Here is a 17,214-nt window from a genome sequence, read left to right as displayed (position 1 = left end):
CATCAGCCGCGAGGTGAAACAGTTCCAAAAGGCGGAACTTTCGTAGAGTTTGCGGTATTTGACATTGCCCTTCCCCTCGAACGATAACCCCGAAACGAAGAAACACAGGTATTAACCTAGGCGAATGCACATGCCGGGATTAAAAGATGTGACAAAGCGTCCTTTCGCCCTTGGCAAAAGCACTCAATCGGTACAAAGTCGCGCCATTGCAGATGGCTAACAAATGCCCCCCACTCGACTCAAGGACAATAGAAATGGCAAAAGACCTGGAAACGCTTACCCTCAAGGAGCTGAAAGACCTCCGCAAGGACATCGACGGCGCAATCGCATCGTTCCATGACCGCGAGAAGGCAAAGGCCAAGGCGGTTCTCGAAGCGACCGCAAAAGAAATGGGGTTTTCTCTCGACGAGATCATCGGCAAGAAGTCGCGCCGTGTGAAACCGGTCGCGAAATACCGCAACCCCGAGAATCCCACCGAAACCTGGAGTGGTCGCGGGCGTCGTCCGCGCTGGCTTGAAGAAGCCCTGTCGAAAGGCGCCAGCCTCGAGGATTTTGCGATCGCATGATCCCTTTTCCCCCGGGGGCCGCGCCACGCATTGGCGCCCACCCCGGGGCTTCGCCGTCCCATCGGCCCCCCTTCCTTTTCGCGAATGAATGCCCGGCCTTTCCCTTCCGGCCGCCGCGCTTTAGATAAACGCCATCACCCCCGTTCCGGGAAGGCATCTCATGACCCGCGTTTTCATCACCGGCACCGCCGGCTTCATCGGCTTCCACCTCGCCGACCTTTTGCTGTCCGAAGGCATGATCGTGCATGGCTTCGACGGCATGACCGATTATTACGACATCTCGCTCAAGCGCCGCCGCCTGGCCCTGCTGGAGGGCCGACCGGGCTTCACGATGACCGAGGCGATGCTCGAGGACGACCCCGCTCTCTCGGCGGCGGTCGATGCCTGTGACCCCGACATCATCGTGCATCTCGCGGCACAGGCCGGTGTCCGCTACAGCCTCGAGAACCCCCGCGCCTATATCGACTCGAACCTCGTCGGGACCTTCAACCTGATGGAGGCCGCCCGGCGACACAACGTCAGCCACCTGATGATGGCCTCCACCTCCTCGGTCTATGGCGCCAATACCGACATGCCCTTCACCGAAACCCAGAAGGCAGACCTGCCGCTGACGATCTATGCGGCGACCAAGAAAGCCACCGAGGCGATGGGCCATGCCTATGCCCATCTGCACGATCTGCCGACGACGATGTTCCGCTTCTTCACCGTCTATGGCCCCTGGGGCCGTCCCGACATGGCGCCGATCAAATTCGCCAGCCGCATCGTGAAGGGCGAGCCCATAGACATCTACAATCACGGCGACATGTATCGGGACTTCACCTATGTCCTCGACCTGGTGCGCGGCATTCGCCTTCTGATGGACGCGGTCCCCGAACGCCCCGCCGACGGGCAGGTTCCGGAGGGCGACAGCCTCAGCCCGGTCGCACCGTTTCGGGTCGTGAATATCGGCAATTCGGAAAAGGTGCGCCTGCTCGACTTCATCGACGCCCTCGAATCCGAGCTCGGCGTCAAGGCAATCCGCAACTACATGGAAATGCAGCCCGGCGACGTGCCCGCAACCTGGGCGGATGCGTCCCTGTTGCAACGCCTGACCGGCTATCGCCCGCAAACCCCGATGCGCGACGGGGTGGCCGGATTCGTCTCCTGGTTCCGCAGCCATTACGCGACCTGAAGCTCGCATTTCCCGGCAAAACAAATCGAAACAAGCATGGACCTGCCATAGCCCCTTGCCGGGCTTGCGGCCCCATGGTTACCTTGCAAACGGAAAGGCCTCCGGCTCCGCGATATTCCGGATCTGCGCATACTGTTTCTTTATGGCGATTGCCTAAGACGACATCATGACCGCGTTTATTCAGATCGCCACACAAAGCTTCCGAGCCCTCGCCTGGGCGGTTTGTCTGGCCCTGCCGCCCGCCTCGCTGCCCGGCCAGACGATCCCGCATCCCGGTGCGGTCCGGCTTGCGCTCCAGAATGCCGATGCCCGCGCCCCGCGTCCGAAATCGGTGATCGAATTGCAGGGGCTCCGGGCGTCGCAAAGCGCGCTGTCGCGCGACGGCACCCGGCTCACGCTCATCTCGCTCAATCCCCATGCCAATGGCTGGTTCCTGCTGGAGATTGAGCGCCCCGGCCGACAGCCCGAAACCTATCATCTGGAAAACCCCGCACCGCTCACGCGGGATGTCTCTCTCAGCGACGATCCGGCACCGGCAATCCTGCTGACGGAAGGACAGGCGCAGATCAAATGCCGCCCCTGGGCGGTCGCAACGCCGGAGCTTTCCGATGCCAGGGCCTCGGGCCTGCCCTTCGCGCCGCTTTGCGATGCGCGTCTCTATCTGCGCAACCCGGTCTCGGGCGCACGCACCAATCTCGAACGCACGGCAGAATTCCTGCGCGACAATCTCTGGTTCGGCGAATCCCTCGTCGGCCTCGTCAAGGACACGCTCTACAAGGACCGCTATCTGGCCAGCGGCCAGCTGCTGGCGGGGGCCGATCCCGGCGCGGTCGACCGCCTGCTGGGCCGGGCCGCGCTGCGCGATTTCCCGGTCATGTATACAACGATGACCTTCGATCTCGTCGGCGCCACGCCAAAACGCATGGAGATGGGGGCGTGGTACGCCATAGGCGGCGCCCCCGGCATCTATGCCTCCGCGCTTCAGCCGCGCATGATCGCGCCCGAAATCCTCAGGCGCCGCGGCGAAGCCAACGGGCTCGACGGCATCGAGGGCCGCGCCGATGTCTATCTCGTGGCCTTCGACATGACGCATTTCGACATCGGCTACGAGACGGGCACCGAACATCCCCGTCTCGACTGGTCGTCGCGCCCCTCCGGCCCGGGCCGAAACTGGTCGCTTCCCGGCCCGGACGGCTTTGACACCGCGCGTCCGCTGGCGACCGTTGGAATGATCAATCCCGAAGAGGCCCGCCGTGTCGCCGCGACCTTCACCGGCGGCTTCAAGCGCGACCACGGCGCCTTTCGCTTCGGCCCGATGGCGAGGTTCAATAACGGCCACCATTACGGCTTTGTCGTTCACGGGACCGTGCTCAGCAGCCTGCAACCCGATCTGTCGACCCTTTACGTGCTCGACGATGGCACAATCGGCATGAAGACCTGGACCGAGGCCGACAACGCGCTGCTGCCGCAGATCCGCTTTGCCCGGCAGAACGGCGTGCCGATCATCGAGCGCGACGCCACGACCGGCAGGGGCATCGTCGGGCCGCTGGTCCGCCAATGGGGGGCAGGCAACTGGTCGGGATCGGCCAATGCCGATCTCAGGACGCTGCGCGCGGGCGCCTGCATGAAGACCGCCGCGGGACGAACCTTCCTGATCTATGGCTGGTTCTCGACAGCCACGCCATCGGCCATGGCGCGCACCTTCCAGGCCTATGGCTGCGACTATGCCATGCTGCTCGACATGAACGCGCTCGAGCATACCTATATGGCGCTTTACACTCCCGGCAAGGCAGGCGGGCTCGATACCCGCCATCTGGTCGCCGGCATGAGCCGGATCGACGAGAAAAGCCGCGATGGCCGCCCGATCCCGCGTTTCATCGGCTTTCCCGACAACCGCGATTTCTTCTACCTCATGCGCAAGGAGCCTCCAAGATGACCCGCCGCCTGGGCCTGCTGGCGCTCTGCGCCGCCGTGATCGCCTCCCCGGCGATGTCTCAGACCCTGTCCCAGGCCAATGCCCAGATGTTTCGCGAAATGCAATCAGCCCGCGGTGTCAGCTCGGCCGCGATCACCCGGATCGAAGCGATCTTCGCCCGCTCGGCGGTTATCGGACAGGGCAATCCCGCGATCACGCGTCACGCCATGACCCGCGAGGCCTGCAATGCCCGCGTCGGCGGCAATGCACTGGCGCATTACGCCGACAAGCGGTTCGAGAGGATCTGTGGCGCCCGCTACATGGCGCCGCTTTACGACCCGCGCAGCGAGCGGCCGGAAGACGCGAAAGCCTGCATCGACCAGTTCGAATATCCCGGCATTCCCTGCAGCTATCCGGTGGTCTGGGTGAAGGCCAAGGAGGCCGCCGAGATTTGCGCCGCCGAGGGAAAGCGCCTTTGCGACGCGCATGAATGGGAAGGCGCCTGCGCCGGGGCTCTGGAGCCGCCCGATTACCGGTTCGACCTGGCCCGCGGCCTGTCCGCCTCGAGCGCCGTCGGCCGGATGCGCACGGCCCATAACGCGAAATACAAGAGCAGCGCCGGTTGGAGCTACGGCCCCGCCTTCCGAAGCGGAATATGCGCCCAGAACAGCGTCAAAAGCCCGTCCTGCCCGGGCGGCGGCTTCGGCAATTGCGGGTCGAACACCTATCCGACCGGCAGCTTCGCCAATTGCAAAAGTCCGCTTCAGATCTATGACATCAACGGCAATGCGGCCGAGCACATGAATTTGCCGCTCGCGCCGGACCAGATGGCAAGCGCCGGCAGCACGCGGCTCGGGGTGACCGAAATGAAGGGGTCCTGGTTCATCTGGGACAAATATCGCGCGCATCCAGACTGGTGCCGCTGGCGCGCTCCGTTCTGGCACGGCACCCGCGTCATGAGCCCCGCCAGCCATGAAAACTATCACCTCGGCTTCCGCTGCTGCAAGACGCTGAACTGACGACGCCCTCGGAGGATCGCCCCTCTTCCGCCCGCGATATTGACGCCAGGCCCGGGTTTCGATCCGGCCTGTGCAGCCGCCCCCTTCAACAGTTCACAGAGAACCTCTCTCCGGAAGGAAGCGCCGCCGGGCCGCCCCCGCCTCGACCCGCCGCCTCCGCAATCCCCTCGTTCTAGCAGGCCGCTGAAAAACGTCTTGCGGCGACCATTGTCGTCAAATTCATCGGCGCCCACCCCGTGCAATGCAACGAGAGAAGCCGTGAATGGGGTATTCTGACACCAACGCCTTCGTCTCATGACTTTTTCAGCAGCCTGCTAGGGTATCGGCCCCAAAGGACGGCTTTCCGCTGCTCAAGCGCTCCTCCCCCGGAGGGCCATCGAGCGCCTCACCGCTGTTGCCAGGGGCACAAGCCCCGAAAGGGGCCCAAGGCCGCCGATATCGCCACCAAAAACGGCGCGACAGGGTCGGACGTCGCTTCAAAAAGCTGAAGAAGAGGGCATCCGCCAAGACAAAGCCGCAGACGGTTTCCCCGGCCTCGCAGAGATCATCTGTATCGGGCGATGGCGCCGCCTCCTATCGCCATGACCTGTGAGAGCGCGCCATCGCCCCCCGTTGCCATAGCCTGAAAACGCGCGCTGACGGCCGCTTCAGAAACTCCAGCGACGCCCCCCCCGCGCACCATATCCTCGCCTGTGCCCTCGGCGCGCAGGACAGACGCCGCGCGGCCTTCTCCCGGATCCCTGCGCCCCCGGTCTGATCCGGAAGAACGGGGGGCTCCGGACATCAGCCCGCCTGCGCCTCGCCCGGCAGGATCGTGTCGGGAGAGATGCCACGCCGTAGGGCGCTGTCACGCACCGCCGCGCGGATCGTCGGGCTGCGCGACAGCAGCTTGCGAAACCGCAATTCGTCCAGGAACAGAAGCGTCGAGGGCGCGATCGCCCGCGCCTCGGCGCGCCGGGGCTTTTGCAACAGCATCGACATCTGCCCGAACATCTCGCCCCGGCCGAGCCGCACGGTCTGGCCCGCCGTCTCCATCTCGACCGCGCCGGTGGCGATGAAGAACACGCTCTTGGCGGGCATGTCCTTGCGGAAGATCACCTCGCCCGGGTTCACATGCCGGGTCAACAGCGAGCGCGCCAACCGCCGAAGCGCAGGCTCGTCGAGATCGGCGAAAAGCGGAAGGCGCCGCACCAGATCGGCCTTGCGCAGCGCCAGGTCGAGCCGCGGCCGCTCTTCGGCCTCTGTCCGGCGCCGGGCGATGTCCTGCATCAGCGCGGCATGCAGCTCGGCCCCGATCAGCCCATCCTCGCGCATCGCGAGATATTCGCGCTCTTCCAGCCGCAGCGCGGTCCGGCGGATGAAGCGGCGTTCGAGTTCCTCGGCATAGCCCGGATATTGCAGCCGGAGACCGTCCAACGCGGTCTCGACCGCCTCGCTGCGACGGGCCAGAAGCTCGTGCAGCAGGTCGGCCACCCGGCGACCGTGAATCCGCCGGATGCGGCCGTCGATGAAGCCGCTCAGATCGCGCAGGATCAGCCGCTGCGACAGCAGGATCTCGAACCTGTCGGCCGTCATCCGGGCCAGTGGCGCAGAAACCCCCAGCCGATTGCTCAGAACCACCGCCAGCCGGAAGGTGCGGCCATAACCGGTGCTGGCCTTCGAGGCGCGCACATAGCCTGTGCGCCCGCCCGAGCGCGCGCCTTCGATCAACCGGTCGACATTCGAGAGAATCCGATCGGTCAGCCCCGTCGACATGGTGCGGTCGCGGATCCGGTCGAGAATGGCATCCCGCTCGGCCCCGGCCAGCGCGATCAGCCCCAGTGTGACCCGGTCGCGGTCGAGGATCGGCGCCTCGGCCTCGGCCGCCTTCACCGCCTCGTCAAGCCTTTCGCCGAAGCGTTTGGCCTCGGAACGGACGATATCATGGCTCAGATTGTAGTTCCCGGTGGTGCGCGCCACATCCTCGCGCACGGTCTGCAGCGAGACCGCCACCACCTGGTTCGACAGCGCCTGGTCGAGCGGCGAAAGCCGGGCCAGCCCGAGCCGCCCGATCACCCAGCGCAGCGTCGTCCCCTGCACGATCAGCGTGAAGAGGGTGAAACCGGTGGCGAGAATGCCGACCACGCGCTTGGCCTCGCCCGGCACCCGCAGGCTTTCGGTCACCGCCAGCGCCAGCGCCAGTGTCACCGCGCCGCGCAACCCGCCCCAGAGGATGGCGACGCGATAGGGCCGCTCGACCATGGGCGACAACTTCAGCGCCGACAGAAGCGGCATCAGCCCGAACAGGATCACGGCCCGCGCCGCGATCGCGGCCGCCACCACCACCGCCACAAGCTTGAGATCCTCAAGCCGCAGCTCTTCCAGAAGCCGCGGGATCAGCAGCGCCGCCAGCACGAAGATCAGCGCTCCGGCCCAATGCGCAAGCAGGTCCCAGACCTCGCGAAGCTTGGTCATCGCAACCGGCGTCAGCCGGCCCGGCCCGGTCAGGTTCAGCGTCAGTCCCGCCGTCACCACCGCGATCACGCCCGAGGCGCCGACAATCTGCTCTGCCACGATATAGGCCAGATAGGGCAGCGCCACCGAGACCGTGATCTGCGCCAGTTCGAACCGGGCGACCAGCGCCATGATCCAGAGCGCGACCCGGGCCGCAACCCAGCCCGCCAGCACGCCCCCCGCGACCAGCACCGGGACCTGCGTCAGCGCATCCGAGAGCGTCGGGTCGGGCACGCCGAGCATCACGAAGCCGATGAACAGCCCGAACAGCGCGATGGCGGCGGCGTCGTTCAGAAGGCTCTCGCCCTCGATGATCCGCGCCAGCCGGCGTGGCGCCGAGATCGAGCGGAAAATGCCGACCACGGCCGAAGGGTCGGTGGTCGAGACGATGGCCCCGACGAGAAAGCACACCGCGATCGGCAGCGCCGAGGCGAAGGCAAGCGCATAGCCCACCGACAGCGTCGCCACCACCACCGCGACCACCGCCAGCACGAGGATCGGAACCCAGTCGTCGAGCATCCGCCGGAGGTTCATGCCAAGCGTGACCTGAAACAGCAGGGTTGGCAGGAAGACATAGAGAAACACGTTCGACCGGATCGGCAGACCCAGGATCGCCTCGGCCACCGGGTTCAGGGCATCGGTCAGATCGGTTCGCAGAAAGAAGATCGCGCCGCCCCCGACGAGGATACCAAGGGCGGCGAGGATCACCGCATAGGGCAGGCGCAACCGTGCGGCCAGCGGCTCGCTGGCGCCGATGACAAGAAAGAGACAGGCCACGATCGTGGTCAGTAATATGATGTCCATGGCTCAGACATAGCGGAAACTGAAGCGGTGAAAACTCGGCACGGGCCCGGGCCGCCCGGACGCCATGACGCAGCGGGTCGCAGGCACCGGCCCCGACGCGCCCCCGGACCCGGCGATGCCGGTCTCAGCCCAGCAGGGTGGCGATCCGTTTCAGCGCAAGCTCGTAGCCCTCGACGCCGCATCCGGCAATCACGCCATCGGCGCGCAACGAGACATAAGAGCGGTGGCGGAACGGCTCGCGCCTGTGCACATTCGAGATATGAACTTCGATCACCGGCCCCTCGAAGGCGTTCAGCGCATCGAGAATCGCCACCGAGCTATGGGTGAAGGCGGCCGGGTTGATGACGATCCCCACCGCCGCCTGCCGCGCCTCGTGGATCCAGTCGACAAGCGCGCCCTCATGGTTCGACTGCAGAAAGCGGATCTCCATCCCTGCCCCGGCAGCGACCCGGGCGCAGGATGCCTCGACATCGGCCAGCGTCTCGCGCCCGTAGATCTCGGGCTCGCGTTGACCGAGCAGGTTCAGGTTGGGTCCGTTCAGGACATAGATCGTCTTCACGGCAAGCTCCTCCGGGACCGCGACCCCGCCTCTCTAGCCCGTCCCGGACCGCGCGGAAAGCCCGGTCCGCAGGCCCGGGCCTCAGGCGTTGAACAGGAAATGCATCACGTCGCCGTCCTGAACGACATAGCCCTTGCCCTCGGCGCGCATCTTGCCCGCGTCCTTGGCCCCCTGCTCTCCGCCACAGGCGATGTAATCGTCGAAGGCGACGGTCTCGGCCCGGATGAAGCCGCGCTCGAAATCGCCATGGATGACCCCCGCGGCCTTCGGGGCCGAGGTGCCCACCGGAATGGTCCAGGCCCGCGCCTCCTTCGGCCCCACGGTGAAATAGGTCTCAAGATCCAGAAGCGTGTAACCCGCCTTGATCAGCCGGTCGAGCCCGGCCTCCTCAAGCCCCATCTCCCCGAGGAAGACCTCGGCCTCCTCCGCGTCGAGCTGGCTGATCTCCTCCTCGATCTTGGCCGAGATCACCACGCTGGCCGCGCCCTGGGCCTCGGCCATCGCGGCCACGGCCCGCGAGAAGGCATTGCCGCTCGCGGCCTCCTCCTCGGAGACGTTGCAGACATAGAGCACCGGCTTCGAGGTCAGAAGCTGCAGCATGCTCCAGGCTTTCTCATCGTCCTCGGCGATCTCGACGCTGCGGGCGGGACGGCCCTCGTTCAGCGCCGCCAGCGCGACCTTCAGCAGACGCTCCTGCTGGACCGCCTCCTTGTCGCCGCCCCGCACCTTGCGCACCAGGCCCTGCAACCGCTTCTCGATCGATTCCATGTCCGCGATCATCAGCTCGGTCTCGATCACCTCGGCATCGGCGACCGGATCGACCCGGCCCTCGACATGGGTGACGTCGCCATCCTCGAAGCAGCGCAGCACATGGGCGACGGCGTCGCATTCGCGGATATTGGCCAGGAACTGGTTGCCGAGCCCCTCGCCCTTCGAAGCACCCTTCACCAGCCCCGCGATGTCGACAAAGGTCATGCGGGTCGGGATGGTCTGCTTCGACCCCGCAATCTCGGCAAGCCGGTCGAGACGCGGATCGGGCACGGCGACCTCGCCCACATTGGGCTCGATGGTGCAGAACGGGAAATTCGCCGCCTGCGCCGCAGCCGTGCGGGTCAGCGCATTGAAAAGCGTCGATTTGCCCACATTCGGCAGGCCGACGATGCCGGTCTTGAAGCCCATGATCGCGTCTCTCCTGGCTTTGGTCCGGCCGCATGTAGGAGGCCGGGCCCCCGCCCGTCAAGCGGCATGGTCGCCGCGCGGGACCCACAATTCTTCGACGAAGAATTGCCGCCGACCCTTCGGTCGGTCCGTCCCCGCCTCGTCCCGGCCCCCGCGACGACCAAACGGCCCATTGATTTTCGTCTTTTCCTGGCCCAAACCGCTTCGGAACCACCCGGAGGACGCCCATGACCCGCATCGACGCCAAATTCGCCGCGCTTAAGGCGGAGAACCGCAAGGCCTTCGTGGCCTACGTGATGGCGGGCGACCCCGATTATGCCACATCGCTCGATATCGTGAAGGGCCTGCCCGCGGCCGGCGTCGACATCATCGAGCTGGGCCTGCCCTTCACCGATCCGATGGCCGACGGCCCGACGATCCAGCTGGCAGGCCAGCGCGCGCTCGAGGGCGGCCAGACCCTGCAGAAGACCCTCGAACTGGCCCGCGCCTTCCGCGCCGGGGACGACAGCACGCCGATCGTGATGATGGGCTATTTCAACCCGATCCATTCGCGCGGGGTCGAGCGCTTTCTGGGTGAGGCGAAAGAGGCCGGCATCGACGGGCTGATCGTGGTCGACCTGCCGCCCGAGGAGGATACCGAGCTTTGCCTGCCCGCCCAGGCCGCCGGGCTCGACTTCATCCGGCTGGCCACGCCCACGACCGATGACAGGCGCCTGCCCAGGGTGCTGCGGAACACCGGCGGCTTCGTCTATTACGTCTCGATCACCGGCATCACCGGGGCAGCGGCGGCAGAGGCCGCGGATGTCGCCCCCGAGATCGCCCGGATCAAGGCCAAGACCGATCTGCCGGTGATCGTGGGCTTCGGCATCCGCAGCCCCGAAAACGCCCGCGCGATGGCGGCGGTCGCCGATGGCGCCGTTGTCGGATCTGCCATCGTCAAGCTGGTCGAGGAAAAGAAACCGGTGGCCGAGATCCTGGCCTATGTGAAGACCCTTGCCGACGGCGCGCACAGCGCCTGAGCCGGACAAGCCCTGGCCGCCCCTCGGGCGGCTCAGGCCTTCATCCGGTAGCCGGTCCGGAACCAGTGCCAGCACAGCGCCATGACCAGTGCCGTGGCCAATGTGCAGACCCCGAGCCCGAGCCAGGGCGAGCTGTCCGACCGGCCGATGATGCCGTAGCGTACCCCGTCGATCAGGTAGAAGACCGGATTCGCATGGGTCGCGATCTGCATTCCCAGCGGCAGCCGCTCGATCGAGTAGAAGGTCCCCGACAGGAAGCTCAGCGGCGTGATGATGAAATTCGTGATCGCCGCCATCTGGTCGAACTTGTTGGCGAGGATCGCAGCCATGATCCCCAGCGCCGAAAGAAAAGCCGAGCCCAGAAGCACGAAGACCAGCGCCCAGACCGGATGGGCCACTCCCATCCCCAGCACCGTCAGCATCAGCAGCCCGACCGCAACGGCGACCAGAAGCCCGCGGGCCACGCCCCCCGCGGTATAGCCCGCCAGCAACTCGCCCGGCGACAGCGGCGGCATCAGCGTGTCGACGATATTGCCCTGCACCTTCGAGATCAGGATCGACGAAGACGTATTGGCGAAGGCGTTCTGGATCACCGTCATCATCAGGATGCCGGGCGCCAGGAACTGCACGAAGGGCACCCCCATCACATCGCCCCGCGACGGCCCTATCGCCAGCGAGAAGACGCCCAGAAACAGCCCCGCCGTCGCCAGCGGCGCGGCAAGCGTCTGGCTCCAGACCGCAAGGAACCGCTGAATTTCCCGCCCGCTCAGCGTGTAAAGCCCCAGCCAGTTGACTTGTCCGAAGCGGCGCACCCCCATCCCGGTTGCGTTCATCCGTCCTGTCTCCTTCATAAGCCTTCCGCTTGTATCCCCGAACCCGCCCGGATTAGAATAGGGCCTTGTCGGATTTCTCCAAGGCGGCAGGTCCCGGGCCACTGACCCGGGCCGGGAAGCCGCCGCGAGCCAAGGGAATATCATGTCCTGGACGGATGAACGTGTCGAAACGCTGAAACGCATGTGGGCCGAGGGCCAGTCGGCGAGCCAGATCGCCAAGGAACTGGGTGGTGTGACCCGCAACGCGGTCATCGGCAAGGTGCATCGGCTGGGGCTGTCGAACCGCGCGGGCGCCGCCCCGGCACGCCCGGCCCCCGCTGCGGGCACCGCCGCACCGGCCGCCAAGGAAAAGCCCGCGCCGAAGCCCGAGGCCAGCCCGGCCGCGGCGCCGGCCGCCGCGACGGCCCAGACCCCGGCGGCCCAGGCTCCGGTCCCGCCTGAAAGCCGGCCGGCCGCCGCCGCGCCGGAGCCGCAAGACGCCGCCCCGACGCCGACAGCCTCCCGCAAGGCCATCGTGCCCGCGGGCCAGCCGCTGCCGCCGCAACCCTCCGCCAACGAGATCAGCCCGGAAACCCTGGCCTCGGTGCGCGAGGTCGAGAAGACCGCCAAGCGGCTGACGCTGATGGAGCTGACCGAACGCACCTGCAAATGGCCGATCGGCGACCCGGCAACCGACGACTTCTGGTTCTGCGGCCTGCCGGTGCAGCAGGGCAAACCCTATTGCGAGGCCCATGTCGGCGTGGCCTTCCAGCCGATGAGCGCGCGGCGCGACCGCAAGCGCTGAACGACCGCCCCCTTCGGCGCCCCCGAGGGGCGCCGAAGCTTTGGGCCCGTCAATCTCCGAACAGATTCTTCAGCCCTTTCGCGGCCTCTTCGCCAAGCCGCCGCTTGGCCGCATCCTCGAGGCTTTCGCCCTCGTCGGCCTTCGCCCCCAGCTCGTCGGCGGCCCGCTCGCGCGCCTTCCGCTCCAGCGTCTCGCGCTCCTGTTTCAGGCGCTCCTCGGCCATGGCCCCGGCATCGAGCCGAACGCTCGGCGCCGCCCAGGGACCGGTGATCCGAAGCGGCACGCTGATCCCGCCATTCCCAGCCCCCCGCAAAGCGCTCGGAACCAGAGTGTAGTCGAGGTCGCGAGCGCCGATATCGACACGGCCACGCCCCGCTGCCGCGACAAGGGGCGCCGCAATCCTGAGATCGGAATTCGAGAGCACGCCCCCATCGAGAGTGAAGCTCGCCGAGATCGAGTCGAAAATCGTCTTGGCCCCCGCCCCCATATAGGACGGGTCGAGATTGACCAGCATGCCAGCCAGATCGAGCCCGCGGAACTCGCCGCGGCCGAAATCGAACGCGCCGCCGCCCGAAAGCGAGCCCATCAGCGCCGCAACCGACCGGCCCGACGCCTGCAGCGCAAGCTGCAGATCGGCCGAGGTCTGCAGCCGGTCGAAACCGGCCATGTCGCGCAGCAGCGCCTCGGCCGCCACGCCCGCGATGTCGAGATCGGCGTCCAGCGACAGCCCGTCCCGGCCATCAACCTCGAAACTGCCGGTCACATTGCCCGCATAGGCCTGCAATTCGTGCAGATCGCCCGAAAGCGTCGAATCCTCCAGCCTTGCACCCAGCCGCACCGGCCCCAGCCGCACCTTGCCGAAGTCGAGCGCCTCGGCATCGAGGCCGATCTCGGCATCGAGCGCGCCCATCCAGCCGACATCGATCGGGGCTGTCGACCAGCCCGCCGGAGAGGCCTGCGAAGCTGCCCCGGCGCCCCCCTTCCCCGCACCGCCACCGCCGGACGCCACGAAGGGCGACAGGTCGAGCGTTCCGGCCGAGAGCCTGGCCTCGAGATGGGGCCGCGCGCCGGGCACGAATTCGGCATCGCCCGAGATCGTGTTGCCATCCTGCCGGAAACTGGCCTGGTCGAACCGGATCGCGCCGTCGGGCGTGAGGGCCACGCGCCCCTCCAGCACCAGCCGCTGACCGACGCCGGCAGGCAGGTCGGGCGGTGCGATCCCGGCTGCCGCGGAGATCGCGCGCAGATCCGAGACATCGGCGAAAAGCTTGCCCTCGGCCGTGGGCGGCGCCAGCCCCGCCTCTCCGTCGAAGGCAAGGCTCGCCTGACCCACCGCCGCATCGAGCGTCACCCGCGTCTGCTCTCCGTCGACCAGCGCCGTTGCCCGGGCGATTCGGGCCGAAAGGCTGACCTCCTGCCCGTTCAGCAGCGCCTTGAGGCTCAGATCGCCCGGCCCGCCACGGTCGGGCAGCGTCAGCTCCGCATCGACATCCGCAAGCTCGGTCCGCGCATCGCTGGCATGGTCGAGATAGACAAGCGCGCCATCTGAGATCCGGCCCCGGTCGAGCGTGAAGCCCGCAAGGGCGCCCTGACGCGGTTCGTCAGTCGCCGAGCTCGGGGCCGCCTCCGGCGCGGGCGCGCTTTCGGCCCGGTCGAACTGCCAGTTGCCGCGGCCGTCGGCCCGGCGCTCCAGCAGGATGTGCGGCGCGATCACCGCGACCTCGCGCACCGCGATTTCACCGCGCAGCAGCCGGGCGAGGTCGATGCCGACCGCCAGCCCTTCGGCCGAGAGCATCGGCCCCTGATCGGACCAGTCGGCATTGGCAAGGCTCACCGCCCCGGTCTCGACGCCGATTTCCGGCCAGAGCGAGGGCCGCACCCCGCCCGAGATGGTCAGCACGCGGCCGGTTGCCTTCTCGACCTGATCGGCGGCCAGCCGCGCCACCCTGTCGGTCGGCATCAGCAGCACCAGAGCGCCCCCAAGCCCCACCAGAACCACCACCACCAGAAGTCCCCGGATCATCCAGCGCATCGGACCCTCGCTTGCACATGATTTCGTTTCGGCAAGCCTAGGCCTCCCGCCCGCCCGCAACAAGCCGCCGTAAAAAGACCCGGTGACAAGCCCCAGTTACAGGGAAGGTAACATCGGCAACGTCTTTCCAGACCGCGCGCGCTGGCGTATAGGCACGCAATCATGTCCGATCCCCGATCGCCGAACCCGCCCGACCTCCGCCCCGACCTGGCCCCCCGCGCCCGGATCGCCGATCCTGCCCGCCCGGGCCAGCCGACCATCGGCATGGTCAGCCTGGGCTGCCCCAAGGCGCTGGTCGACAGCGAACGGATCCTGACCCGGCTCCGGGCCGAGGGCTATGCGATCTCGCCCGATTACGCGGGCGCGGATGCGGTGATCGTGAATACCTGCGGCTTTCTCGACAGCGCAAAGGCCGAGAGCCTGGACGCCATCGGCGAGGCGCTGAAGGAAAACGGCCGGGTGATCGTCACCGGCTGCCTCGGCGCCGAACCGGGCTACATCACCGGCGCCCATCCGACGGTGATGGCGGTCACGGGCCCGCATCAATACGAACAGGTGCTGGACGCGGTGCATGCCGCGGTACCGCCCGCGCCCGACCCGTTCGTGGACCTGTTGCCCGCCTCGGGTGTCAGCCTGACGCCGCGCCATTACAGCTATCTGAAGATTTCCGAGGGCTGCAATCACCACTGCCGCTTCTGCATCATTCCAGACATGCGCGGCAGGCTCGCCTCGCGTCCGGCCCATGCCGTCATCCGCGAGGCCTCGAAGCTGGCCGAAGCCGGGGTGAAGGAGCTTCTGGTCATCAGCCAGGACACCTCGGCCTACGGGGTCGATCTGAAACACGCGACCGAAAAGGGCCACCGGGCGCATATCACCGATCTCGCCCGCGACCTGGGTGCGCTCGGAATCTGGGTGCGGCTGCATTACGTCTATCCCTACCCGCATGTGCGCGAGCTGATCCCGCTGATGGCCGAGGGGCTGATCCTGCCCTATCTCGACATCCCGTTCCAGCACGCCCACCCGGACACGCTGAAACGCATGGCCCGGCCCGCGGCGGCGGCGAGAACGCTCGACGAGATCGCCGCCTGGCGCGCGGTCTGCCCCGATCTGGCGCTGCGCTCGACCTTCATCGTCGGCTATCCGGGCGAGACCGAGGCCGAGTTCCAGACCCTGCTCGACTGGCTCGACGAGGCGCAACTGGACCGTGTCGGCTGCTTTCAATACGAGAATGTCTCGGGCGCCGCCGCGAACGCCCTGCCCGACCATGTCCCCGCCGAGATCAAGCAGGAGCGCTGGGAGCGCTTCATGGAAAAGGCCCAGGCGATTTCCGAGGCGAAGCTGGCGGCGAAGGTCGGCCGCAGGCTCGAGGTCATCGTCGACGAGCTCGACGCCGACGGCATCGCCACCTGCCGCACGAAGGCCGACGCGCCCGAGATCGACGGCTGTCTCTTCATCGACGAGGGCGCCGAAGGCCTCGCCCCGGGCGATATCGTGACGGTCGAGGTCGAGGAGGCGGGCGAGTACGATCTCTGGGGACGGCTCGAGAGCTGAGCCAATGGCGGCAAGCCGGGTCCGTCAGGCGACGTCGCCCACGCTGCGGATTTTCTGCCCCAACCTATGACTGCAATTCGCAAATCATCGAAGAGGGCCTCATGCCGAAGGTCAATTCGGTTGTTCGGATCAGCTTTGTCGGCGGGCTGATCGGGCTTGTCTTCGGCAGCACAGGCGGCAAGCTCGACACGATCCTGCAAGGGCAGAATAGGATGGGCTGGAATGTGGCCGAAGTGATTCCCGACACCCCCACCCTCGTGCTGCGGCTTTTGAAGCCGGTCGCGCCACCGGGGCTCTGGACGATTTCCAGCGGCTATCACTTCATCATGGAAAATCCGCGTTAGGCATCGCGGCCGCGCCCTGCGAGACTGCGGCCCCGAAGGCTCCTGCACCCAGCCACACCACCTGCCAGAGGAGGCCAGCATGATCCATGTCACCACCACCTGCCCCGATACCGACACCGCCCGGGCCATCGCGCGCGCCGCGCTCGGGCAGCGGCTGGCCGCCTGTGCCAATATCCTGCCGGGCGTGCTCAGCCTGTTCCACTGGCAGGGCCGGATCGAGGAAGAGCCCGAAGTGCTGCTGAGCTTCAAGACCCGCGCGGCCCACAGGCCGGCGCTCGTGACCCTTATCGAGGAGCGGCATCCCTACGATCTGCCGGTGATCCACTGGGAAGACGCGGAGACCACGCCCGGCGCCACGGCCTGGCTCGACACCGAAACCGGCTGAGGCCCGATCGCCGTTCAGGCCGGTTTCTTCAGCGCCTTCAGCGAACAGCGGACCGCACACCAGTCGGGCGGGCAATCTGCCCCGGAGACCTGATGGCCCATCCAGCCCATGCAGGCCTCGGCGCGGCCGCAATGGCAGCAGCGCGCGACCAGTTCGGAATATTCTCCCCGGCCCAGCTGCCCGGACCGGAGTGCGTGATTGAGGTTGACCCCGATGGTGCGCGCCATGCCCTGGGTCAGCCAGAAATGTTTCGAGAGCCTGCCCTGATCTTCCATCGACCTCAGGCGGACACGAGCCGTGCCCGCATCGCCTCCAGCAGATCCTTGTTGCGGCAATAGTCCGGCGTCTCACCGGCCCCGGCATCATGGGTTCCGAGCCAGCTTCGGCATTGCGACGGATCGGTACAGCCCAGACAGCGGGACACGCTGTCCTGCATGTCTTCGGGGGTCCAACGGCCAGCCATGGTCTCTTCGTCGAGATCCACGCCGAGCACCTCGGCCATCTTCTCGACCAGATGCGCGTGTTCGTCGTATTTGGTTTGGCCCGACATCGGATGTCTC

Annotated in this window: 16 protein-coding genes; 9 read left to right on the top strand and 7 right to left on the bottom strand. The window is 66.8% G+C overall.

All coding sequences use genetic code 11. The annotated features are described in order from the left end of the window. Nucleotides 1–254 precede the first annotated feature (254 nt). The 4 genes from A6W98_RS09080 to A6W98_RS09065 all read left to right on the top strand — a co-directional run bounded on the left by A6W98_RS09080 (nt 255) and on the right by A6W98_RS09065 (nt 4,671). Nucleotides 255–566, top strand: coding sequence for an H-NS histone family protein (locus tag A6W98_RS09080; RefSeq protein WP_042460548.1), 312 nt, complete (start codon nt 255–257; stop codon nt 564–566). 160 nt (nt 567–726) lie between these two features. Beyond that, nucleotides 727–1,737, top strand: coding sequence for a GDP-mannose 4,6-dehydratase (locus A6W98_RS09075; protein WP_042460546.1), 1,011 nt, complete (start codon nt 727–729; stop codon nt 1,735–1,737). Between the two features lie 166 nt (nt 1,738–1,903). After that, on the top strand, nt 1,904–3,673 hold the full coding sequence (locus tag A6W98_RS09070) for a hypothetical protein (protein ID WP_042460544.1): 1,770 nt from the start codon (nt 1,904–1,906) through the stop codon (nt 3,671–3,673). Then, nucleotides 3,670–4,671 (top strand): hypothetical protein, encoded by a 1,002-nt coding sequence (locus A6W98_RS09065; protein ID WP_042460543.1) that lies wholly within the window; start codon nt 3,670–3,672, stop codon nt 4,669–4,671. Before A6W98_RS09070 ends, A6W98_RS09065 begins: the two co-directional genes overlap by 4 nt. Before the next feature lie 783 nt (nt 4,672–5,454). Here the strand turns inward: A6W98_RS09065 and A6W98_RS09060 are convergent. From A6W98_RS09060 to ychF, 3 genes are all read right to left on the bottom strand, one after another. Next, a complete protein-coding gene (locus tag A6W98_RS09060) occupies nt 5,455–7,968 on the bottom strand; it encodes a cation:proton antiporter (protein WP_042460541.1) in 2,514 nt (837 codons plus the stop codon). 124 nt (nt 7,969–8,092) lie between these two features. Then, the gene (aroQ, locus tag A6W98_RS09055; RefSeq protein WP_042460539.1) at nt 8,093–8,527 is read right to left on the bottom strand and encodes a type II 3-dehydroquinate dehydratase; all 435 of its coding nucleotides are present in this window, start codon (nt 8,525–8,527) and stop codon (nt 8,093–8,095) included. An 81-nt stretch (nt 8,528–8,608) separates the two neighbouring features. After that, nucleotides 8,609–9,706: a redox-regulated ATPase YchF gene (ychF, locus tag A6W98_RS09050; RefSeq protein ID WP_042460538.1), complete on the bottom strand. Its 1,098-nt coding sequence runs from the start codon at nt 9,704–9,706 to the stop codon at nt 8,609–8,611. Between the two features lie 227 nt (nt 9,707–9,933). On the opposite strand from ychF, the gene trpA reads away from it, so the two are divergent. Beyond that, nucleotides 9,934–10,725, top strand: coding sequence for a tryptophan synthase subunit alpha (gene trpA / locus A6W98_RS09045; RefSeq protein ID WP_042460536.1), 792 nt, complete (start codon nt 9,934–9,936; stop codon nt 10,723–10,725). A 32-nt stretch (nt 10,726–10,757) separates the two neighbouring features. Here trpA and A6W98_RS09040 read toward each other — a convergent pair whose 3' ends face one another. Continuing rightward, nucleotides 10,758–11,558: an ABC transporter permease gene (locus A6W98_RS09040; RefSeq protein WP_042460533.1), complete on the bottom strand. Its 801-nt coding sequence runs from the start codon at nt 11,556–11,558 to the stop codon at nt 10,758–10,760. Nucleotides 11,559–11,700: 142 nt separating this feature from the next. On the opposite strand from A6W98_RS09040, the gene A6W98_RS09035 reads away from it, so the two are divergent. Then, the gene (locus A6W98_RS09035) at nt 11,701–12,342 is read left to right on the top strand and encodes a GcrA family cell cycle regulator (protein WP_042460530.1); all 642 of its coding nucleotides are present in this window, start codon (nt 11,701–11,703) and stop codon (nt 12,340–12,342) included. A 49-nt stretch (nt 12,343–12,391) separates the two neighbouring features. Here the strand turns inward: A6W98_RS09035 and A6W98_RS09030 are convergent, their stop codons facing one another. After that, nucleotides 12,392–14,374: an AsmA family protein gene (locus tag A6W98_RS09030; protein WP_042460528.1), complete on the bottom strand. Its 1,983-nt coding sequence runs from the start codon at nt 14,372–14,374 to the stop codon at nt 12,392–12,394. Between the two features lie 162 nt (nt 14,375–14,536). On the opposite strand from A6W98_RS09030, the gene rimO reads away from it, so the two are divergent. The 3 genes from rimO (at nt 14,537) to cutA (ending at nt 16,654) form a co-directional block, all read left to right on the top strand. Continuing rightward, the gene (rimO, locus tag A6W98_RS09025; protein ID WP_042460526.1) at nt 14,537–15,925 is read left to right on the top strand and encodes a 30S ribosomal protein S12 methylthiotransferase RimO; all 1,389 of its coding nucleotides are present in this window, start codon (nt 14,537–14,539) and stop codon (nt 15,923–15,925) included. A gap of 101 nt (nt 15,926–16,026) precedes the next feature. After that, on the top strand, nt 16,027–16,269 hold the full coding sequence (locus A6W98_RS09020) for a hypothetical protein (RefSeq protein WP_042460524.1): 243 nt from the start codon (nt 16,027–16,029) through the stop codon (nt 16,267–16,269). Nucleotides 16,270–16,348: 79 nt separating this feature from the next. Next, nucleotides 16,349–16,654 (top strand): divalent-cation tolerance protein CutA, encoded by a 306-nt coding sequence (gene cutA, locus A6W98_RS09015; RefSeq protein WP_042460522.1) that lies wholly within the window; start codon nt 16,349–16,351, stop codon nt 16,652–16,654. Nucleotides 16,655–16,668: 14 nt separating this feature from the next. Here the strand turns inward: cutA and A6W98_RS09010 are convergent, their stop codons facing one another. Together A6W98_RS09010 and A6W98_RS09005 are read right to left on the bottom strand one after the other, a co-directional pair. Further along, nucleotides 16,669–16,929: a DUF6455 family protein gene (locus A6W98_RS09010; protein ID WP_042460520.1), complete on the bottom strand. Its 261-nt coding sequence runs from the start codon at nt 16,927–16,929 to the stop codon at nt 16,669–16,671. Between the two features lie 5 nt (nt 16,930–16,934). Beyond that, the gene (locus A6W98_RS09005; protein WP_042460518.1) at nt 16,935–17,204 is read right to left on the bottom strand and encodes a DUF6455 family protein; all 270 of its coding nucleotides are present in this window, start codon (nt 17,202–17,204) and stop codon (nt 16,935–16,937) included. Nucleotides 17,205–17,214: the final 10 nt, after the last annotated feature.

This window comes from Rhodovulum sulfidophilum DSM 1374 (genome assembly GCF_001633165.1).
GTDB classification, from domain to species: domain Bacteria; phylum Pseudomonadota; class Alphaproteobacteria; order Rhodobacterales; family Rhodobacteraceae; genus Rhodovulum; species Rhodovulum sulfidophilum.
Note: the sequence above shows the minus strand (reverse complement) of the source record. Positions and strands in the feature narration are given on the sequence as shown.